The organism is Polaribacter butkevichii (assembly GCF_038024105.1).
Classification (GTDB): Bacteria; Bacteroidota; Bacteroidia; order Flavobacteriales; family Flavobacteriaceae; genus Polaribacter; species Polaribacter butkevichii.
The window spans coordinates 2,335,167-2,356,000 of sequence record NZ_CP150661.1; the positions used below are offsets into that span (position 1 = coordinate 2,335,167).

A 20,834-nucleotide genomic window follows, 5' to 3' on the forward strand; every position below is an offset into this window, starting at 1 on the left:
GACAATGCAATAATTTACTAAAAAATATTTAGTACAAGAAATTTTATCAAAAAAAAAAAAATTGAAATCAACAATGTTTAAAACAAGACTCCGAAAATATTTTTCTTTTAGAAATCGGTATCCTCTTCTTCTTCTTTTATTTCTTTTTCATCAGATTTATCATCACAATTAATATTGATTGATAAGTTTTCTGGTTTTTCAAAATCTTCTTTACTAATATTTAACGCCTTATCTGCATAACATTTTTGCATATACAACGCCCAAGAAGGTAAAGCCATAGTTGCTCCTTGTCCTTTTGCAATACCTGCAAAATGGGTAGATCTATCTTCTCCACCAGCCCAAACACCAGTTGCTAAATTAGGTACAATTCCCATAAACCAACCATCCGATTGATTTTGAGTGGTACCGGTTTTACCTGCAATAGGATTGGTAAATTTATAAGGATGACCAGTAATATAATCTGCTTTTTTCCAAGGTAAACGTAAACGAACTCCAGAACCAGATTGGGTAACTCCTTTTAATAAATCTAAAACTACATAAGCAGATTCTTCACTTAAAACCTCTTTTGTTTCTGGTGTAAATTCTTGTAAAACGGTTCCGTTTTTATCTTCGATTCTTGTTAAAATCATTGGTGCAACTCGTAAACCTTTGTTAGCAAAGGTAGAGTAGGCACTTACCATTTCTAATAATGATAAATCTACTGCACCTAATGCAATTGATGGATTTGCAGGAATATCACTTTCTATACCCGCAGATTTTGCCAAACGAACCACATTTTCTGGAGAAACCATATCTACTAACCTAGCAGACATTGTATTTACAGAACCTGCCAAACCATCTTTTAGAGTTAACATTCCTCCGTATTTTTTATTCGCATTTTCTGGTGTCCAAGCTTTTGGAATTCCATATTTTCCTTCTGGAATTGTGTATGGAATATTCGGAAACTCATCACAAGGAGATAATTTTAATTGATTAATAGCTGTAGCATATACAAAAGGTTTAAAAGTAGAACCTACTTGTCTTTTTTGCTGCGCAACTGCATCATATTTAAAGTGTTTATTATCAATACCACCAACCCAAGCTTTTATATGCCCAGACTGAGGTTCTATAGATAACAATCCGGCACGTAAAAAATACTTGTAATATCTTAAAGAATCCATTGGAGACATAATGGTATCTTTATCTCCTTTCCAAGAAAAAACACTCATTTTGGTTTTTGTTTTAAAAACTTCATCAATATATTTCTTAGATTTTCCTGCTATTTTTAATCGTTTATATCTTTCAGAATTTTTCTTAGCTCTTTCTAAAATTCCGTCGATTTCACTTTTCTCTAAATCGTAAAAAGGTGCTGTTTTATTTCTTTCTTGTTCTTTAAAAAAGTAAGATTGTAAATTAGACATATGCTCATCTATAGCTTCTTCTGCATATTTTTGCATACGAGAATCTATGGTTACATAAATTTTTAAACCATCTCTAAAAATATTATACTCTTCGCCATTTGGTTTAGGGTTTTCTTGCACCCATTTTCTTAAATATTTTTGTAAATAGGTTCTAAAATAAGTTGCAGAACCATCACTATGGCCTTCTTTATTAATATCTAAACCTAAGTCTAATTGTTGTAAAGAATCTTTTTCTTGTTCTGAAATAAACTCACTACGATTCATTTGTTTTAAAACAACATCCCTACGGTTTTTTACACGTTCTGCTCTTCTTAAAGGATTATATAAAGATGAATTTTTTAACATCCCGATTAGCATAGCAGATTCTTGAACCTCTAATTCTTTTGGTTCTTTACCAAAATAAATACGTGCTGCAGAACGAATACCTACTGCTTGGTTTAAGAAGTCGTACTTGTTTAAGTACATGGTTAGAATTTCGTTTTTGGTATATTGTTTTTCTAATTTAAGAGCAACTACCCATTCTTTAACTTTCTGACCAACTCTTAAAAAGATATTTCTAGAAGCTCTACCCGTAAATAGCATTTTAGCCAATTGTTGTGTAATAGTACTTGCACCACCACTTCCTGGTTTTAAAACAGCTCTTGCAGTTCCTTTAAAATCGATACCAGAATGCTCAAAAAAACGTTCGTCTTCTGTTGCAACCAATGCCTTTATCAAATTATCTGGCAAGTCTTTAAATTTAATGGGTGTTCTATTTTCTGTAGCGTACTTTCCTAAGGTTTTACCATCCGAAGAAATAATTTCTGTTGCTAAATTATTTTCTGGATTTTCTAATTCTTCAAAGGTTGGTAACTTTCCTAAACCACCCCAAGAAGCTATTAAAAACAATAATAGTATTGCTGCAAATCCGCCAAGAACTAGCAACCAAAACCATTTTATATATTTTTTAAAATCTGTTGTTTTCTTCTGTGTCATAATAAAAAACTGTTTCCCAACATGGTTGAGATTTCATTAATTTGTCTTTCTCGTGTAAACGGGAACCTTATTTAATTTTCGATGCTAAAACCAACATCCTGAATTCCTTGTAAAAACTCAATTGGATTTACATCACCATTTTTTCTCATTGCATGGCGCACATTAAAAATGTATTTTCCCGAAATAGGAAATGCCTTTTTTTCTTTATAAAATAATTTATTTTCTTTAATTTCAGTAAAGCCTGCGCCTAAAAACCGTCCTGTTTTATCTGCCATTTCATATTGTAACGTATCAATTACCTTGGTTTCGTTAGGAAAAACAAGCTCTGTAATTAAATATAAGTTACTATAAGCATACGTGTTATTATTTCTAATATTGATAAATAGGTTTTTTTTTGATATTGTATCTTTTACATCAAACTCAAAAACTACTTTTTCATTGGCTTTCCAACCTTCTGATCCTATTGATTTGTATTGATTAAAATCAGTAACATCATCACAAGAAAGTAACAAAAAAAGAGTTGCTAAAACAATTGAAAAATTATTTCTTTTCAGAATTGTCATCATTTTTCGGGTTGTTGTTTTTACGGTTTCTATTATTTCTTCTTGGTTTGTTTACCTTTTTAACTTCTCCCTCTGGTTTGTTTTCATTTCCCTGAGCTTTTGGTCTTGGTCTTGGTTTAGGTCTTGGTTTAGGCTTTGGCTTCTGTGCAACCTTTTGATTTGGGTTAGCGTTCGGCTTTGGTTTCTGATTTGGGTTTGTATTTGATTGTTTTTTAGCTTGTGGCTTTCTTTTTTGATTCGGATTTGGCTTTTGATTCGGGTTAGGTTTTGCCTTTTGATTAGGATTTACCTTTGCCGCTGGCTTACTTCTATTATTATTCGAATTTGCAACCGCAACCGGTTTTTTCTTATTTCTATTTCTGTTATTTCGTTTACGATTACTTGTTTTAGGAGCATCAAAACGAGTTAAACTATCTTGCCCAACTGCATCTTCGAAATCTACTTTTACAGGAATTTCTACGTCTGCTTCATACTCTTCTAACGAAATAGATTTCTCATTATTTTTATTAAGATCTATTATTTCTAAAACTTGTTCTAATGTAAGTCTAAACCACTTAAAACGCTCTTCTTTATAAGTGTACCAAAGGTGATTTTTAAAGATATCCATCTTAACAAAGACAGCATCTCCTTTTTCTGTTTTTAAAACTAAATCTTGTTTAGGAAACGTTTTTAAAGCATCTAAATAGGTGTCTAATTCAAAATTTAAACAACATTTTAATTTACCACATTGACCCGCTAATTTTAAAGGATTTAATGATAATTGTTGATAACGTGCCGCAGAAGTTGTTACTTTTCTAAAATCTGTTAACCACGTAGAACAACACAACTCTCTACCGCAAGAACCTACACCTCCTAAACGAGCTGCTTCTTGTCTTGCTCCTACTTGCTTCATTTCTACACGAATAGAAAAAGCACTTGCCAAATCTCTAATTAACTGTCTAAAATCTACTCTTGTATCTGCAGTATAATAAAACGTAGCTTTGTTTCCATCACCTTGATATTCTACATCAGATAATTTCATTTGCAAACCTAAACGACCTAAGATTTCTCTTCCTTTTCGTTGTGTTTCTTCTTCTTTTGCTCTTGCTTGTTGCCAAATATCAATATCTCTCTGACTTGCTATTCTGTAAATTTTCTTTACATCTTCATGATCTTCAGTAATTTTGTGCTTTTTCATTTGCACTTTTACCAATTCTCCTGCCAAAGAAACTGTACCAATATCATGTCCTGGAGATCCTTCTACAGCCACAATATCCCCCATTGTTATGGGTAAATTTTCTGGATTTTTATAAAAATGTTTTCTTCCGTTTTTAAAACGGACTTCAAAAATATTAAATCTTTCTTGTCCACTTGGCAACGTCATATTTGCCAACCAATCAAAAACAGCTAGTTTATTACTACCACTTCCGCAGGTTCCAGACCCACAATTACCATTACTCTTGCAACCTTTTGGTACTCCATTTTCTGTTGTACCACAACTTCCACATGCCATGTAAGTATATATATTTTTATAGTTGATATTCTTTAAGGTTTATTTTAAGCAGCAAATCCACTAAAAAAGACGCCAGAAAGACTAAAAACCTCTTGGTTCATAAATTGATTATCAGACAGATACATAAACACAGCCTAATCTTCACTAATTCGTAAATATACGCATTCTCGAAGAATGAAAAAATAGGTTACTGTAAAGTTATTATAACTAATTTTTTATTTTATTACACTTCAAATATAGCTTGAACGTTTGTGTAACTTTTATTCGTTTTAGAATTTGTAACGATTAAATTAGAATTCGTGTAGCTATTTGTTTGTTGCATAACAAATAATTTTAATTTACTTCTATTAAAAAATAGGCACAAAAAAAGACCCCAAAAAATGAGGTCTTTCTATATTTTATTTATGTGCTTATTAAACCTGTTTTACTTCTATAATTTTAACAGGACAAGCTTTTTTTGCTTCGTTAGAACAATCAAAAATAGATTCATCAAAAGATTTTATGGTAAAAAAGCCTTTCTTTTCTACGGAATGTAACAGCACTGTTTTACCATCTTTTTTTGACATCTGAAACTGATTTGGTGCTACTTCTACACAGTAATTACAACCAATACATTTGTTTCTTTGTAATGTAATTACCACCATTAGTTTTCTGCGAATTCTGTTTTTACAATTTTATATAACCTGTCAGATCGTCTAATTTTAAAATCTAACTTCATGGTAACTTCGTCTCCTTTTGTTGCTTTTTGGGCAGAAGCATCATTTACATACATTTGTTTTACTTCCATTTCTTGTGCACCTGTTGTGGGACCGGTAATTAAAATAGTGTCTCCAATAGCAACATCATAGGCATCAATTTTAAATTGACCAATTTTTGCTTTATCAAAGTAGTGTTCTCCTTTACCCAAATACACTTTCTTTTGCGTTGCATGAGAACCCGATTCTTTACTCCACTCTCCTAATTTCTGACCTAAATAATAGCCATTCCAAAAACCACGATTGTAGACTTTTTCTAATTCTTGCATCCAAGAAATTACTTTCTCTTTATCATATGTTCCGTTAGCCAAACTATCTATAGCATCTCTGTAACATTTTATTACTTTGGCAACATATTCTGGCGCTCTTCCCCTACCTTCAATCTTTAAAACTTTGATTCCTGCATCTGCAACCTGATCTAAAAAATCGATAGTACATAAATCTTTTGGAGACATAATATACTCATTATCAAGTTCCATTTCAAAACCAGTTTCTTGATCGATTACAGTATATTTTTTTCTGCAATTTTGTTTACAAGCACCTCTATTTGCTGATGAATTATAAGAATGCAAACTCATATAACATTTACCAGAAACAGCCATACACAAAGCTCCATGACCAAAAATTTCAATTTCAATTAATTTGCCTGAAGGCCCTTTTATTTGGTCTTTTTCTATTTGTTCTGTAATTTTTTTTACTTGACGCAAACTCAATTCTCTACTCAACACAATAGTATCTGCAAAAAGTGCATAAAACTTAACAGTTTCAATATTTGTAATATTGATTTGTGTAGATATATGAACCTCCATTTCCTGTTCTCTTGCCATAGAAATCACTGCCTGATCCATGGCAATTACAGCTGTAATATTAGCTTCTTTGGCACGTTTTATCAATGTTTTTACAATTGATAAATCATGATCATAAATAATTGTATTTAAGGTTAAATACGTTCTAACATTTTTCTCTGAACATCTTCTTGCAATCTCTTCCAAATCATCTAAAGTAAAATTGATAGATGCTCTTGCACGCATATTTAGTTGCTCTACTCCAAAATAAATAGAATCGCAACCATTATCTAAAGCAGCCTGCATAGATTCAAAATTACCAGCAGGCGCCATTAATTCGATTTTTTGCATGTCTTATTTTTTATTTTTTTTATTACTATATGTAATTTTATTTTATAAATTTTACTGGCCATAATGATAACGACAAGCAGCAATTAACAACTCTTCATTCTCATATTTATAAACCAACCTATGTTCAGATGTTATTCTTCTAGACCAATAGCCTTGTAAATCTCCTTTTAAAGCTTCTGGTTTTCCAATACCTTCAAAAGGTGTTCTAGTACAAATTTTTATAAGTTCATTAATTCTTTTAAGAATTTTCTTATCTACCTTTTGCCAATAGATATAATCATTCCAAGAAGATGTAGACCAAATTAATTTCATTTAGTCTATTATTTCCTTTTCAACTCCTTTACCTGCTTCTAGTTCTTTGATAGAATTTAACAAAACATCTCTATTTTTACCTGTAAGTAAATAAGTAGTTTCTTTTAATGAATTATATTCATCTAATGAAATTAGAACTAAATCTTTACCTCCTTTTCTTTTAATGACAATATCACTTACATCATTAAAAACTTTATCGAACCAATGTTTTAAATTAGAACGAAAATCTGTGTAATTTACTGTTTCCATAATACAAAGATATTAAAAAAAGAACTTATTTAAGTACGTTTTAAATTTACTTTTTAAATTTTAAAACTTCCGATCTTCCTTTTTTAAAAATCTTATTGCTATTTCCTTTGCCTTTTCTTAACTCTTTTTGGTCCTCAAAAGGCAAATGGATTATTTCTTGGCAATCAGTAGAACAAGTGTTTTCTGTTTTTTCTGCGCATTCATCACATTGAATAAATAATAAATGACACGCCTCATTGGCACAGTTTGTATGTGTGTCGCAAGGTTTACCACATTGATGACAGTTAGCAACCACATCATCTGTAATACGTTCTGCTCTTCTATGATCGAACACAAAATTTTTACCAATAAATTTATTTTCGATACCTTCTTCTTTTACTTGCCTCGTGTACTCTATAATTCCGCCTTCTAATTGAAAAACATTCTTAAAACCTTTGTGTTTATAATAAGCAGATGCTTTTTCGCAACGAATACCACCTGTACAATACATCAACAAGTTTTTGTCTTCTTTGTTGTCTTTTAAATCTTCTTCTATAATGTCTAAAGAATCTCTAAAGGTATCTACATCAGGAGTTACAGCACCATCAAAATGACCTATTTCACTTTCATAATGATTACGCATATCTACACAAACAGTATCTGGGTTTGCCAACATTTCGTTAAACTCCTTTGCATTTAAATGAACACCTTTTGCAGTTACATCAAAAGTTTCGTCATTTAAACCATCAGCAACAATTTTGTTTCTAACTTTTACTTTTAGCTTTAAAAACGATTTATTATCGTGCTCTATAGCAACATTTAGACGAATATCCTTTAAAAAAGAAATGCTATCTAATTGATCTTTTAATGCATAAAAGTTTTCTGACGGAACAGATAATTGAGCGTTAATGCCTTCGTAAGAAACATAAATTCTACCAAGTACATCTAAAGCATTCCATTCTAAGAATAATTTATCTCTAAATAATTGTGGGTTTTCTATCTTATAATATTGATAAAAAGAAATTGTGAGGCGGTCTTTGCCTGCCTCATCTATTAATGCAGCGCGTTCTATGGCGCTTAACTTATTGTACAGTTGCATGCTATACGAATTAGGTTAAACTAAATATTTTTGCAAATGTAGTTAATTTTTAAAATTGATTTATACAAAAACAAAATCTTTCAGACAGCTGATTTTCAAGCAACAAAAACTACATCGTTTTCTTAAGTAAAACTAAAAACTAACTTTTATCATGTTTTAAAATTAACATCAAAGCTAAATTTGCAATATTATTAAGAAATACATAAAAATATAAAATAATTAATATGGCAGTACAAGAATTAATCTTAGAAAAACCGCAAAAAGTTGCCTTTAATGAAGGTGTATGGAACACCTCTATTAACGTTAGAGATTTTGTTCTAAAAAACATTGTATCTTATTATGGAGATGACCGATTTTTGGTTGGTGCCAGTAAAAAAACTCAAAAACTTTGGGATCGTTGTAAAAAAGAAACTCAAATTGAAAGAAAAAACGGGGGAGTTCACTCTGTAGACACAGAAACTATTTCTGGGATTTCTAACTTTGAAGCAGGTTACATCGATAAAGAAAATGAAGTAATTGTTGGTTTACAAACAGATACATTACTAAAAAGAGCAATGAAACCTTTTGGAGGTTACAAAGTTGTTCAAAAAGCATTAGAAGAACAAGGTTTAAAACCTAGTGAAGATATTAATACATTATTTACCAAATATGTAAAAACTCATAATGATGGTGTTTTTTCTGCTTACAACGCAGAAATTAAAAAGTTTAGATCTTTAGGCTTTTTAACTGGTTTGCCAGATAATTATGCTCGTGGTAGAATAATTGGTGATTATAGACGTGTTGCTTTGTACGGAATTGATAAGTTAATTGCCGTTAAAAAATACGATTTAGCTAATATTGAAGGGCCAATGACAGATGCTGTAATTCGTTTAAGAGAAGAAGTTTCTGAACAAATTAAAGCATTAAAAGATATGATTGTAATGGGTAATCATTACAATTTAGAATTAAATAGACCTGCAGAAACTGCACAAGAAGCAGTACAATGGACATACATGGCTTATTTAGCTGCTGTAAAAGAGCAAGACGGAGCTGCAATGTCTTTGGGTAATGTTTCTACTTTTTTAGATATTTATATTGAAAGAGATTTACAAAACGGAACAATTACAGAAGTAGAAGCACAAGAATACATCGATCAATTTGTTATGAAATTGAGAATGGTACGTCACTTAAGAATGGCTGCTTATGATGAAATTTTTGCTGGAGACCCAACTTGGGTAACAGAAGCAATTGGTGGTATGTTAAACGATGGAAGATCTAAAGTTACAAAAACAGCTTTCCGTTTCTTACACACTTTATACAATTTAGGCCCATCACCAGAGCCAAATATTACCGTTTTATGGTCTCCTTTATTACCAGAAAATTTTAGAAAATTTTGTTCTAAGGTAGCTATCGATACGTCATCTATTCAGTTTGAAAATGATGATTTAATGAGAACTTTAAGAGGATCTGATGATTACGGAATTGCTTGTTGTGTTTCTTATCAAGAAATTGGAAAACAAATTCAGTTTTTCGGTGCAAGAACAAACTTGGCTAAAACGTTACTATTAGCAATTAACGGAGGGAAATGTGAAATTACAGGAACTCAAATGGTTGATGGTATTGAACCATCTACAGATGAGTTTTTAGATTTCGACAAAGTAATGGCAAACTTTAAAATAGCAATGAAACAAGTTGCTCGTGTTTATAATGATGCTATGAATATTATTCATTACATGCATGATAAATATTACTACGAAAAAGCTCAAATGGCTTTAATTGATACAAATCCTCAAATTAATATTGCTTACGGTATTGCAGGTTTATCTATTGTAGCAGATTCTTTATCAGCTATTAAATACGCAAAAGTAAAACCAATAAGAAATGAAGCGGGTTTAACTGTAGATTTTAAAATAGAAGGAGAATTTCCTAAATATGGAAATGATGATGACAGAGTAGATATTTTTGCACATAATGGTGTAGAGGATTTTAATAATGAACTTAAAAAGTTAAAAGTTTATAAAGATGCAGATCCAACAATGTCTGTATTAACAATTACCTCTAATGTAGTTTATGGTAAAAAAACAGGTGCAACACCAGATGGTAGAGCTTTAGGTGTTCCTTTTGCACCAGGTGCAAACCCAATGCACGGACGAGATACTAATGGCGCAATTGCTTCTTTAAACTCTGTAGCTAAAATAGACTATAAAGATTCTCAAGACGGAATTTCAAATACATTTTCTATTGTTCCTAAATCTTTGGGAGCTACTGAAGAAGAAAGAATAGACAATTTAGCCGCTACATTAACTGGATATTTTGATCATGGAGCACAACATCTTAATGTAAATGTTTTAGACAAAGAAACTTTATTAGATGCAATGGAACACCCAGAAAATCACCCCCAATTAACAATTAGAGTTTCTGGATATGCTGTTAATTTTATAAGATTAACTAGAGAACAACAAATGGAAGTTATTTCGCGTTCATTCCACGAATCTATGTAGTATTTTTATGTATTTACAGGGGATTTAAAAAAGTAACCATATTTTTTGAATCCCCTTTTTTTTATTCACTTAAATTTCAAAACAATCAAAACTTTAGAAAACATATTAAACGTGCACTCGATTGAGTCTTTTGGTACTCATGATGGCCCAGGGATAAGAATGGTTGTTTTTTTACAAGGTTGTAAATTAAAATGCCTTTACTGTCATAATCCAGACACAATAGACACCCATGGAGGAGAAGAATATCCTATAGAAGATTTAGTACAAAGAGCCATCAAAATGAAATCTTACTTTGGTAAAACAGGTGGAGTTACTGTTTCTGGAGGAGAACCTTTATTACAAGCACATAATCTTATTCCTTTCTTTAAAAGATTAAAAGAAGAAGGTATTCATACCAATATAGATACTAATGGACGCTTATTAAATCATCCTACCATAGAATTAATTGATGAGTATGCAGATTTGGTAATGCTAGATATTAAGCATATGACCGAAGAAGGATTTCAACAAATTACAGGTAAAAGAAACAAAGAAACCACTTTTAATTTTGCAAAACATAGAGAAGCTTCTGGTAAAAAAATGTGGCTACGATATGTTTTAATTCCCGGAATTACAAATACCCCAGAATTATTACATCAATTAGGCACCTATTTTAAAGATTATAAAACTATAGAACAAATAGAGCTTCAACCTTATCATAAATTAGGCATCCATAAATGGGAAGCTTTAGGTTGGGAGTATGAATTAAAAGATGCAAGAGAAAATACAAAAGAAGAACTAGAAGAAGCATCAAATATTTTAAGTAACTATTTTAAAAAAGTAAAAATAAATTAGAATTGCTTTAAGTTCTTACATTAAAAACAAAGAATGAACAACCCCAAACAAGTTATAAATTTAGTTAGCCAACTGGCTTTAAAAAAAGGAAAATATAAAATAAAGAAAACATTTATTCTTGCCATTTTAGCAGGTGCTTATGTTGCCTTTGGCGGATTACTTGCCATAATAGTAGCAGGTGGAGCACCAAGATTAGCTGCTAACAACCCTGGTTTGGTAAAGTTTCTATTTGGCGCTACTTTTCCTATCGGACTTATACTAGTTGTTGTAGTAGGCGCAGAACTTTTTACAGGAAATAATGCCTATTTTATACCCAACCTAATAAGAAAAAAACAACCTATTTCTGATATGTTTAAAAATTGGGGATTAGTTTATACTGGTAATTTTGTTGGTGCACTTTTTATCGCCTATGTCATTACCTATCTTACACACATTGTACATACTGCTCCTTATATAGACTCTGTTTACAGTATTGCAGAAGGTAAAACAAGTCATACATTTTTAGTTACCTTTATAAAAGGTATTGGCGCAAACTGGTTAGTATGTTTAGCTATATGGCAAGGTATGGCAGCCAAAGACACTACAGGTAAAATGTTTGCTATTTGGTTACCCGTTATGGCTTTTGTTGCTATTGGTTTTGAACACAGTATTGCAAATATGTTTTTTATTCCACTTGCCATTTTTGAAGGAGCAGATATAACATGGACTACTTTTATCTTTAAAAATTTAATTCCGGCTACCTTAGGTAATATTGTTGGTGGCGCACTCTTTGTAGGGCTCCCATATGGTTACTTGTTTGGAAAATATAAAACTGAGATTAATATTTAACCTCTTATAAATATAAAATTATATCAAATTGTTTAATTTTAAACATCAGGAAAATTTGTGCTAAAATTTTAAACTTTGGCTTATTTAGAGCATTTTAAGTAATTTAGTTCGTGTTTTTTTTTAGCATCTTTGCAGTATAAATAATATCATTAAATAAATATCTGATGAAAATAGCTGTAGTTGGAGCAACTGGAATGGTTGGAACTGTAATGTTAAAAGTTTTAGAAGAACGTAATTTACCTATAACGGAATTAATTCCTGTAGCGTCTGAAAGATCTGCTGGAAAGAAAATATCTTATAAAGGAAAAGAATATACCATTGTAACTTTAGCAGATGCTGTAAAAATGAAGCCAGATGTTGCTTTATTTTCTGCTGGTGGAGATACGTCTTTAGAATGGGCTCCAAAATTTGCTGAAGTAGGTACAACAGTTATCGATAATTCTTCTGCTTGGAGAATGGATCCAACAAAAAAATTAGTGGTACCAGAAATTAACGGAGACGTTTTAACTAAAGATGATAAAATTATTGCAAACCCTAACTGTTCTACCATACAATTAGTAATGGCTTTATCGCCTTTGCATTTAAAATATAAAATGAAACGTGTAGTTATTTCTACCTATCAATCTGTTTCTGGTACAGGTGTAAAAGCTGTGCAACAATTAGATAATGAAGAAGCAGGTATAGATGGAGAAATGGCATATCCTCATAAAATTGGTAGAAATGCATTACCTCATTGTGATGTGTTTTTAGAAAACGGATATACCAAAGAAGAAATGAAGTTGGTAAAAGAACCTAAGAAAATTTTACGTGACGATTCTTTTTCTGTAACTGCAACTGCTGTAAGAATTCCTACTGCAGGTGGACATTCGGAAGCGGTGAATATTCAGTTTGAAAACGACTTTGATTTGACAGATGTACGTAACATCTTAAGCGAAACTCCTGGAGTTATTGTAGAAGATGATTTAGCAAACAATGTATATCCAATGCCAATTAATGCACATAATAAAGACGAAGTGTTTGTTGGTAGAATTAGAAGAGATGAATCTCAAGAAAATACCTTAAATTTGTGGATTGTTGCAGATAACCTTAGAAAAGGAGCAGCTACAAACACAATACAAATTGCCGAATATTTAATAGCGAATAATTTGGTGTAAAATACATGTTATGTCAACATTTCATAAAGTACATATTGAAGAAGTAATAAGAGAAACCGCAGATGCGGTTTCTCTTTTGTTTAAAATACCTGGTAATCTAAAATCTAAATTTGCATTTCATGCTGGGCAATACTTAACCCTTAAAAAAACAATTAACGGTAAAGAAGTTAGAAGAGCCTATTCTATCTGTTCTTCTCCTACAGATAACTACTTAAAAGTAGCTATAAAAGCTGTAGAAAATGGTACTTTTTCTACCTATGCAACATCAGAATTAAAATCTGGTAATTTTATAGAAATTTCTGAACCAGAAGGAAAATTTATATTAGAACCTAAACCACATAAAAATTACATAGCATTTGCTGCCGGTTCTGGTATTACACCAATTATGTCTATGATTAAAGACGTATTAGAAAACGAAACTTCGTCTACTTTTACTTTAATCTATGGTAACAAAACAGTTGCAGATACCATTTTTAAGAACGAATTAGACGCTTTAAAAGAAGCGAATCCAGAACGCTTAAACTTACATTACATTTATAGTAGAGAGCAAATAGAAGGTTCTTTATTTGGTAGAATAGACAAAGCACACACAAACTTTTACATAAATAATAGTTACAAAAGCACCAATTTTGATGCAGCATATTTATGCGGACCAGAAACGATGATTAATGAAGTTTCTAAAACACTTTCTGAACGTGGTTTTGCTGATGAAAACATTCATTTTGAATTATTTACCATATCTTTTGATGAAGAAGCTGCTTCTGAAATAAAAGAAGGAACTACAGAAATTACTGTATTGTTAGATGATGAAGAAACTACCTTTACAATGCAACAAACAGATAACATTTTAGCTGCTAGTTTGCGTAACGACCTAGACGCCCCATATTCTTGCCAAGGGGGTGTTTGTAGTTCTTGTATGTGTAAAGTTACAGAAGGAAAAGCTGTAATGGTTAAAAACTCTATTTTAACGGACAGCGAAATAGAAGAAGGATTGGTTTTAGCTTGTCAGGCATACCCAACAACATCAAAAATAAAAATAGATTTTGATGATGTTTAATCATTACATCAAAATTTACAATATATTTTACTTAAAAAGGATGGTTTCTCCATCCTTTTTTTTATCCCTCAGATAAAAATCTTAATTTTATACAATGGATATTTACGACTTTAAAAATGCTTTCTTAATAGGCTTTTTCATGGCTTTTATGATTGGCCCCGTTTTTTTTATGCTTATACAAATTAGTATTTTAAAAGGTGCTAGAGCAGCTATTTCATTTGATATTGGGGTAATTTTAGGTGATATTACATTTATATTAATCGCTTATTACGGAAGTAGATCTTTGTTAGAAGAAATTAAAGATGATCCTAGACTTTATTTTGTAGGCGGATTGGTTTTAATCGTTTACGGCCTTATCACCTACTTTGACAGGCAGAACAAAAAAGAAGCTTTAGAACATACAAAAACGATAGAGGTACCCGTTAAAAGTAATTATATAAAACTATTTTTTAAAGGATACTTTTTAAATTTTATCAATATTGGTGTTTTAGCATTTTGGCTAGGTACCGTTTTAGTTATTGGACCAACTTTAGACATGAACCCTACCAGTATCTTTTGGTACTTTGCAACCATCATATTAGGATATGCTTTTACAGATTTAGGTAAAATATTATTAGCAAAACAACTAAAAAACAAAATGACACCGTTGGTTATTTATAGGATGAAAAGAATAATGGGAATTATACTTTTTGTGTGTGGTATTTTTTTAATTCTAAAAGGGTTTATTCCTAATGATAAAATAAATGAACTTATAAACTAAGTCATTCTATTTTACTTCATAAGGAATCATTTTTAATATTAGTAAACTACCTTTAAACAAACCAATAAACTTGAAATAAGCGTAAGAAAACATCCAAAAATAAAAGTATCATAGAACTATAAAGCATGAAAAAGAATTACTTAAAAGGCAGTAAACAAACAACAATAGCATAAACAAAGACACATCACAGGTAAAATTATTAATGAATATCATTAAAATTTATGTAATAATCATACCTATTATAAAAAAATAAAACCCAGTGAAATAAATTCACTGGGTTTTTATATTTAAATCACTTATAATAAATGATTAAAGTAGTATTAATTGTCTAAGATTCCTCTTCTCCGTCTAATAAAGGCGTTGTTTGTAAAACAAAATCTTGTCCATGTAAATAATCACTATCATCATCTTGCGCGTCTACACGTTTACTGTAGTCATAAGCCCATCTATGAACTACTGGTAATTTACCTGGCCAGTTACCATGTACATGTTCTACAGGGGTAGTCCATTCTAAAGTATTAGCATTCCAAGGGTTTTGAGTTGCTTTTTGACCTCTATAAATTGAGATAAAAAAGTTAGCAATAAAGAATAATTGAGCAATACCTCCCACTAATGCAAACAATGTAATAACAACGTTAATGTCAGATAAATCATCAAACATAGGGAAATTCGTATTTGTATAATATCTTCTTGGTAAACCTGCTAAACCAATAAAGTGCATTGGCCAGAATACTCCATAAGCACATATAATACTTAACCAAAAGTGCCAGTAACCTAATGTTTTATTCATCATTCTACCATACATTTTAGGAAACCAGTGGTACACACCAGCAAACATCCCAAAGATAGCAGAAACACCCATTACTAAGTGGAAATGCGCAATAACAAAATACGTATCGTGAACATTAATATCTAAAGCAGAATCTCCTAAGACAATACCGGTTAAACCACCAGTAATAAAGGTAGAAACCAAACCGATAGAAAATAACATTGCAGGGTTTAATTGTAAATTCCCTTTCCATAAAGTAGTAATCCAGTTAAAAGATTTTACTGCAGATGGAATTGCAATTAATAACGTGGTAAATGTAAATACAGAACCTAAGAAAGGATTCATTCCTGAAATAAACATATGGTGTCCCCAAACAATTGTAGATAAAAATGCAATTGCTATAATAGAACCAATCATTGCACGATAACCAAAAATTGGTTTACGAGAGTTAATTGCTAAAATTTCTGAAACAATACCCATTGCAGGTAAAATTACAATGTATACCTCTGGGTGTCCTAAGAACCAAAATAAATGTTCGAAAAGTACTGGTGATCCACCTTGATAATGTAAAACTTCTCCAGATATAAAGATATCAGACAAATAGAATGAAGTTCCAAAACTTCTATCGAAAATTAATAATAATGCTGCAGATAATAAAACAGGGAAAGAAACTACACCAATAACAGCTGTAATAAAGAACGCCCAAATTGTTAAAGGCATTCTAGTCATTTTCATTCCTTTTGTTCTTAAGTTGAATACAGTAACAATATAGTTTAAAGATCCGATTAAAGAAGAAGCAATAAAGATAGCAATAGATACTAACCATAAAGTCATACCCATACCAGAACCAGGAATTGCTTGCGGTAAAGCACTTAATGGTGGATAAATTGTCCATCCTGCTGATGCAGGTCCTGCTTCAATAAATAAAGAAAATACCATAATTACACTTGATAAAAAGAATAACCAGTATGAAACCATATTTAAAAAACCAGAAGCCATATCTCTAGCTCCAATTTGTAATGGTATTAATAAGTTTGAAAAAGTACCACTTAAACCAGCAGTTAATACAAAGAAAACCATAATAGTACCATGTATTGTTACCAATGCTAAGTACATATCCGGGTCCATAATTCCGTCCGTTTGGTGATGTCCTAAAAACGCTTCTACAATAGAAAACGATTGCTCTGGCCATGCAATTTGTATACGAAATAACATAGACATTAGTACACCAATGATTCCCATAAACATACCAGTTACAAGGAACTGCTTAGAAATCATTTTATGATCTTGAGTAAAAATATATTTTGTTACAAATGTTTCTTTATGATGATGTTCTGACATAATCTTATTAATTTGTAGTGTAATTTTAATAATTAATTAATAACTGATGCTAATGTAGGTTGCTTAGCAATCCACTCATCGTATTCTTTTTGTTCTACAACAGTAATTTTCATTTGCATGTTGTAATGAGATGCTCCACAAATTTTATTACACAATAAAATGTAATCAAAAACATAAGGATCTTCTCCTTTTGCTTTTCTAATTTTATTGATGCCTGCTGTTTTTTCAATTACTTCAGGTTGTTGTCTCATTTCTTCTGTTGTATACTTTGGTGTAAACCCAAACTGAGTAACCATACCAGGTACACAGTTCATTTGCGCTCTAAAGTGAGGCATGTAAGCTGAGTGTAAAACGTCTTGAGAACGGAACTTAAAATGTACTTTTCTACCTTTAGGTAAATACAATTCAGTAACTTGTTTGTCGTCTAATGAGTTCTTATCAGTCATATCAACACCTAAAGTGTTAATACCTTTAATGTAGTTTACATTACCTAAGCCTAATGTATTGTCTTCACCTGCGTAACGAGCATCCCATCTAAACTGTTGTGCATAAACTTCTATAACAACAGGATCTTCTAAATCAGACAAATCCATAACGTTATTCCATTGCCATAATCCGTAACCAATTAAAACTACCAATACAACAGCAGGAGTAATTGTCCAAATTGCTTCTAATTTATGACTATCCGAATAAAATTTTGCTTTTCTTCCTTTTTCACCTTTATATTTAAAAGTAAAATAGAAAAGTATAAATTGCATTAAAAATTGTACAATACCGATCAACCAAAATGTAATATCAAAAAGGTTATCATCATGCTCTCCTTCAAAAGAAGCAGATTCTGGTAACATTACAACATTCATGAAGATTAAGCAATAAATCATCATTGCATATAAAAACACCATAAAGTAAATGGCATTTCTACCTTGGGTAGCGTTGTCTTTATCAGTAGCAATTACGCTTCTTAAGTTCATGATTCTGGTAATCTGCCAAAAACTTACACCGATTGCAACAGCTATAAAAATATAAAATAGAGCTAGCATATTTATCTCGTCTTAATTATTTTAATTTAAATTATTTATTAATGATGATCTCCTGAACTTTCACCTCTGTGTTCAATATTGTAATAGTGATAATGTTCACTTTCACCTAAGAAAGGATTTCCTTTTGGTATAGGGTTTGCTTTTGCAAATGAATTAAATGTAGCATAAATAAAGACTCCTAAAAAGAACAATAATGAGCTAATTTCTGGTATACCAAATGACCATTGAGCACCTACTGTACCTGGCATAACCATTACAAAGATATCTATGTAGTGACCAGCAAGGATAACAATACCACCTATGAATACAAACCAAGGAACACTTTTAAAATCACTATTTAATAATAACAATACAGGGAAAACAAAGTTCATAACAACCATTGCTAAAAATGGTAAATTATACTCATTAAATCTCATTGCAAAATAAGTAGTTTCTTCTGGAATATCTGCATACCAAATTAACATAAATTGAGCAAACCATAAGTAAGTCCAGAATACAGAGAAACCAAACATATATTTTGCTAAATCGTGAATATGACTATCGTTTACCGCTGGTAAAGCACCTTTAGAACGTAAATAAATAGTTACAAAAGCAATTACCGTTAAAGCACTTACTAATAAACTTGCTAAAACATACCAAGCAAATAATGTAGAGAACCAGTGAGGATCTAGTCCCATAATCCAATCCCAAGACATTAAAGACTCTGAAATCATAAATAAGAAAATAAAACCAACAGAAACGTTATAACTTAATTTATAAGTTTTATTATTATCATTTGCAGTATCTTCTTTTATAGAGTTTTTACGAATAAACCATCTGTAAGCATTCCATATAGCTAAATAGATAATACTTCTAATAGCCCAACCAGGAACATTCATCCACCAAGATTTACCATCAATAATAGAATCGTAATTTGGGCTTGTTGGATCAAAAGTACCTTCTGCCATCCAAGGGAACATGTGGTTCCAATGCATTACAGCAGAAATTACAACAATTAACATTACAATAGATGTTGGCACTATATTAGCTGTTATAGCTTCCATTACTCTAAAAAGAAGAATAGACCAACCTGCTTGAGCAACTCTTTGAATTGCATAAAATGCCAATACTAATAAAGTAATTCCTAAAAAGAAGAATAACGATACATATAAAGCAGACCAAGGCTTATTTTTTAATTGATGTAAAACGTGTTCTGCATGTGCATCATCATGGTGTTCACCATGAGCATCTGCAACAACATGAGCATCTTTTACAGCATCATGATGAGCTTCGGTAGTGTTATGACTTTCATCACCCACATGAGCTTCATTTTTATGTGCATCTACTTTAGTCTCTTCATGAGAAGTAGCATGGTTATCACCATGTGCAGCTTGATGCGCAATAATTTCTTTAGCTTCTTCAACCGTTTTAGGAGCTGAATAAAAACTATAAGCAATTCCCACTAAACCAACAAGTATTAGTGCTAATGAGAATGTTTTTAATTTACCTGAGAATTGATACATATCTTTTCGTATTCTTTCTTATTGTAATTATAATTCTGAACGTAATTTTTCTACGTATTGTACTATCTGCCAACGTTCTGTATACGTTGTTTGAGATGCGTGAGAACCCATTAAGTTTTTACCGTGCATAATTACATGATAAATACTACCTGCGTTAATATCTCTATCTTTATAGTTAGGAATACCAGAAAATTTTTCTCTTTGAGATAAAACTCCATTTCCATCACCTTTTTTACCGTGACAAGAAATACAGTAAATATCGTACATCGCTTTACCGTTTGCCAAATTCTCTTCAGTTGCTTCTAACGGATTTGTTAATGTAGTTTTAGCCAATTCATAACCTTCATTTGTATCTGGAAGATCATAAGCAGGGTGTCCTCCTCTAGGAATCGTACCTGCAACAGGTTTAGAATTTACAGGTTCTCCATTAATACCATTCGCACCATTTACATCATAAGGTACAGACACATACATATCTGGCATATATTGTAATTGAGGCGTACGTTTATCATTACAAGAAATAATACTTGTAAGGGTAACTAGAGCGATAATTAATTTAAAGTTCTTCATTATCTATATATTAGTGCTTGTCTACTACATTAATTTCTACAGCTCCTGTTTTTGCCAATAAAGCAGTAATTTCAGCTTCATTATTATTTACAGGTATTTCCATTAAAAAATGATCATCTGTAGTTCTTGGGTCAGGATTTTCAGCTTCTTTAAATGGCCATATTCTACTTCTCATATAAAAAGTAATTACCATTAAGTGGGCTGCAAAAAACACTGTTAATTCAAACATAATTGGCACAAATGCTGGCATATTGGTCCACCAAGAAAAGTTAGGTTTACCACCAATATCTTGTGGCCAATCTTGTATCATCATGTAATTAGTCATCCAGATGGCAAATGATAATCCTGTAATTCCGTAGAAAAATGCAGTAATTGCCAATCTTGTAGGAGCTAACCCCATTGCTTTGTCTAAACCATGTACTGGAAAAGGACAAAATACTTCCTCTATATGAAGATGTTCTGCTTTGACAGCTTTCACTGCGTCCATTAGAACTTCGTCATCGTTATAAAATGCGTGAATAACTTTTGATGATTCCATA

Annotated in this window: 19 protein-coding genes; 6 read left to right on the forward strand and 13 right to left on the reverse strand. The window is 31.4% G+C overall.

The genetic code is table 11. The features are described 5' to 3' along the window. Nucleotides 1–107: 107 nt before the first annotated feature. The 8 genes from WG951_RS09915 to WG951_RS09950 all read right to left on the reverse strand — a co-directional run bounded on the left by WG951_RS09915 (nucleotide 108) and on the right by WG951_RS09950 (nucleotide 7,960). Nucleotides 108–2,375, reverse strand: coding sequence for a penicillin-binding protein 1A (locus tag WG951_RS09915; RefSeq protein ID WP_105049955.1), 2,268 nt, complete (start codon nucleotides 2,373–2,375; stop codon nucleotides 108–110). A 71-nt stretch (nucleotides 2,376–2,446) separates the two neighbouring features. Further along, nucleotides 2,447–2,941, reverse strand: coding sequence for a gliding motility lipoprotein GldH (locus tag WG951_RS09920; protein WP_105049954.1), 495 nt, complete (start codon nucleotides 2,939–2,941; stop codon nucleotides 2,447–2,449). Next, a complete protein-coding gene (locus tag WG951_RS09925) occupies nucleotides 2,916–4,430 on the reverse strand; it encodes a PSP1 domain-containing protein (RefSeq protein WP_105049953.1) in 1,515 nt (504 codons plus the stop codon). Before WG951_RS09925 ends, WG951_RS09920 begins: the two co-directional genes overlap by 26 nt. Nucleotides 4,431–4,843: 413 nt before the next feature. Beyond that, nucleotides 4,844–5,074, reverse strand: a complete 231-nt coding sequence (locus tag WG951_RS09930; RefSeq protein ID WP_105049952.1) for a ferredoxin — start codon at nucleotides 5,072–5,074, stop codon at nucleotides 4,844–4,846. Further along, nucleotides 5,074–6,321 carry a peptidase U32 family protein gene (locus tag WG951_RS09935; RefSeq protein WP_105049951.1) on the reverse strand — a complete coding sequence of 416 codons (1,248 nt, stop codon included), beginning with the start codon at nucleotides 6,319–6,321 and terminating at the stop codon, nucleotides 5,074–5,076. Before WG951_RS09935 ends, WG951_RS09930 begins: the two co-directional genes overlap by 1 nt. Nucleotides 6,322–6,372: 51 nt before the next feature. Then, nucleotides 6,373–6,633, reverse strand: a complete 261-nt coding sequence (locus tag WG951_RS09940; protein WP_105049950.1) for a Txe/YoeB family addiction module toxin — start codon at nucleotides 6,631–6,633, stop codon at nucleotides 6,373–6,375. Then, entirely contained in the window at nucleotides 6,634–6,882 is a 249-nt protein-coding gene (locus WG951_RS09945; RefSeq protein ID WP_105049949.1) for a type II toxin-antitoxin system Phd/YefM family antitoxin, read from the reverse strand. It lies immediately after the preceding gene. A gap of 46 nt (nucleotides 6,883–6,928) precedes the next feature. Then, on the reverse strand, nucleotides 6,929–7,960 hold the full coding sequence (locus tag WG951_RS09950; RefSeq protein ID WP_105049948.1) for a rhodanese-related sulfurtransferase: 1,032 nt from the start codon (nucleotides 7,958–7,960) through the stop codon (nucleotides 6,929–6,931). A 224-nt stretch (nucleotides 7,961–8,184) separates the two neighbouring features. Here WG951_RS09950 and pflB point away from each other — a divergent pair, with 224 nt between their 5' ends. The 6 genes from pflB to WG951_RS09980 all read left to right on the forward strand — a co-directional run bounded on the left by pflB (nucleotide 8,185) and on the right by WG951_RS09980 (nucleotide 15,073). After that, nucleotides 8,185–10,440, forward strand: coding sequence for a formate C-acetyltransferase (gene pflB / locus WG951_RS09955; RefSeq protein WP_105049947.1), 2,256 nt, complete (start codon nucleotides 8,185–8,187; stop codon nucleotides 10,438–10,440). 111 nt (nucleotides 10,441–10,551) lie between these two features. Further along, nucleotides 10,552–11,274, forward strand: a complete 723-nt coding sequence (pflA, locus tag WG951_RS09960) for a pyruvate formate-lyase-activating protein (protein ID WP_245893540.1) — start codon at nucleotides 10,552–10,554, stop codon at nucleotides 11,272–11,274. A gap of 33 nt (nucleotides 11,275–11,307) precedes the next feature. After that, nucleotides 11,308–12,102, forward strand: coding sequence for a formate/nitrite transporter family protein (locus tag WG951_RS09965; RefSeq protein ID WP_105049946.1), 795 nt, complete (start codon nucleotides 11,308–11,310; stop codon nucleotides 12,100–12,102). Nucleotides 12,103–12,266: 164 nt separating this feature from the next. Then, nucleotides 12,267–13,256 (forward strand): aspartate-semialdehyde dehydrogenase, encoded by a 990-nt coding sequence (locus tag WG951_RS09970; protein ID WP_105049945.1) that lies wholly within the window; start codon nucleotides 12,267–12,269, stop codon nucleotides 13,254–13,256. Nucleotides 13,257–13,266: 10 nt separating this feature from the next. After that, a complete protein-coding gene (locus WG951_RS09975) occupies nucleotides 13,267–14,313 on the forward strand; it encodes a ferredoxin--NADP reductase (RefSeq protein WP_105049944.1) in 1,047 nt (348 codons plus the stop codon). A 94-nt stretch (nucleotides 14,314–14,407) separates the two neighbouring features. Beyond that, on the forward strand, nucleotides 14,408–15,073 hold the full coding sequence (locus tag WG951_RS09980; protein ID WP_105049943.1) for a LysE family translocator: 666 nt from the start codon (nucleotides 14,408–14,410) through the stop codon (nucleotides 15,071–15,073). A gap of 328 nt (nucleotides 15,074–15,401) precedes the next feature. Here WG951_RS09980 and WG951_RS09985 read toward each other — a convergent pair whose 3' ends face one another. From WG951_RS09985 to WG951_RS10005, 5 genes are read right to left on the reverse strand one after another with little or no spacing between them, the layout of a single operon-like run. After that, the gene (locus WG951_RS09985; protein WP_105049942.1) at nucleotides 15,402–17,183 is read right to left on the reverse strand and encodes a cytochrome c oxidase subunit I; all 1,782 of its coding nucleotides are present in this window, start codon (nucleotides 17,181–17,183) and stop codon (nucleotides 15,402–15,404) included. Between the two features lie 32 nt (nucleotides 17,184–17,215). Beyond that, nucleotides 17,216–18,223, reverse strand: coding sequence for a cytochrome c oxidase subunit II (locus WG951_RS09990; RefSeq protein WP_105049941.1), 1,008 nt, complete (start codon nucleotides 18,221–18,223; stop codon nucleotides 17,216–17,218). 38 nt (nucleotides 18,224–18,261) lie between these two features. Next, complete coding sequence (locus tag WG951_RS09995; protein ID WP_105049940.1) at nucleotides 18,262–19,725, reverse strand: quinol:cytochrome C oxidoreductase; 1,464 nt, start codon at nucleotides 19,723–19,725, stop codon at nucleotides 18,262–18,264. Nucleotides 19,726–19,752: 27 nt separating this feature from the next. Next, entirely contained in the window at nucleotides 19,753–20,295 is a 543-nt protein-coding gene (locus WG951_RS10000) for a c-type cytochrome (protein WP_211296745.1), read from the reverse strand. Nucleotides 20,296–20,305: 10 nt separating this feature from the next. Further along, nucleotides 20,306–20,833 (reverse strand): DUF3341 domain-containing protein, encoded by a 528-nt coding sequence (locus WG951_RS10005; RefSeq protein ID WP_105049938.1) that lies wholly within the window; start codon nucleotides 20,831–20,833, stop codon nucleotides 20,306–20,308. Between the last annotated feature and the right edge of the window lies 1 nt (nucleotide 20,834).

What these genes read in the sequence shown, in the direction of transcription:
- WG951_RS09915 (WP_105049955.1), bottom strand. Translation starts at nt 2,375, where the DNA reads ATGACACAGAAGAAAACAACAGATTTTAAAAAATATATAAAATGGTTT.
- WG951_RS09920 (WP_105049954.1), bottom strand. Translation starts at nt 2,941, where the DNA reads ATGATGACAATTCTGAAAAGAAATAATTTTTCAATTGTTTTAGCAACT.
- WG951_RS09925 (WP_105049953.1), bottom strand. Translation starts at nt 4,430, where the DNA reads ATGGCATGTGGAAGTTGTGGTACAACAGAAAATGGAGTACCAAAAGGT.
- WG951_RS09930 (WP_105049952.1), bottom strand. Translation starts at nt 5,074, where the DNA reads ATGGTGGTAATTACATTACAAAGAAACAAATGTATTGGTTGTAATTAC.
- WG951_RS09935 (WP_105049951.1), bottom strand. Translation starts at nt 6,321, where the DNA reads ATGCAAAAAATCGAATTAATGGCGCCTGCTGGTAATTTTGAATCTATG.
- WG951_RS09940 (WP_105049950.1), bottom strand. Translation starts at nt 6,633, where the DNA reads ATGAAATTAATTTGGTCTACATCTTCTTGGAATGATTATATCTATTGG.
- WG951_RS09945 (WP_105049949.1), bottom strand. Translation starts at nt 6,882, where the DNA reads ATGGAAACAGTAAATTACACAGATTTTCGTTCTAATTTAAAACATTGG.
- WG951_RS09950 (WP_105049948.1), bottom strand. Translation starts at nt 7,960, where the DNA reads ATGCAACTGTACAATAAGTTAAGCGCCATAGAACGCGCTGCATTAATA.
- pflB (WP_105049947.1), top strand. Translation starts at nt 8,185, where the DNA reads ATGGCAGTACAAGAATTAATCTTAGAAAAACCGCAAAAAGTTGCCTTT.
- WG951_RS09965 (WP_105049946.1), top strand. Translation starts at nt 11,308, where the DNA reads ATGAACAACCCCAAACAAGTTATAAATTTAGTTAGCCAACTGGCTTTA.
- WG951_RS09970 (WP_105049945.1), top strand. Translation starts at nt 12,267, where the DNA reads ATGAAAATAGCTGTAGTTGGAGCAACTGGAATGGTTGGAACTGTAATG.
- WG951_RS09975 (WP_105049944.1), top strand. Translation starts at nt 13,267, where the DNA reads ATGTCAACATTTCATAAAGTACATATTGAAGAAGTAATAAGAGAAACC.
- WG951_RS09980 (WP_105049943.1), top strand. Translation starts at nt 14,408, where the DNA reads ATGGATATTTACGACTTTAAAAATGCTTTCTTAATAGGCTTTTTCATG.
- WG951_RS09985 (WP_105049942.1), bottom strand. Translation starts at nt 17,183, where the DNA reads ATGTCAGAACATCATCATAAAGAAACATTTGTAACAAAATATATTTTT.
- WG951_RS09990 (WP_105049941.1), bottom strand. Translation starts at nt 18,223, where the DNA reads ATGCTAGCTCTATTTTATATTTTTATAGCTGTTGCAATCGGTGTAAGT.
- WG951_RS09995 (WP_105049940.1), bottom strand. Translation starts at nt 19,725, where the DNA reads ATGTATCAATTCTCAGGTAAATTAAAAACATTCTCATTAGCACTAATA.
- WG951_RS10000 (WP_211296745.1), bottom strand. Translation starts at nt 20,295, where the DNA reads ATGAAGAACTTTAAATTAATTATCGCTCTAGTTACCCTTACAAGTATT.
- WG951_RS10005 (WP_105049938.1), bottom strand. Translation starts at nt 20,833, where the DNA reads ATGGAATCATCAAAAGTTATTCACGCATTTTATAACGATGACGAAGTT.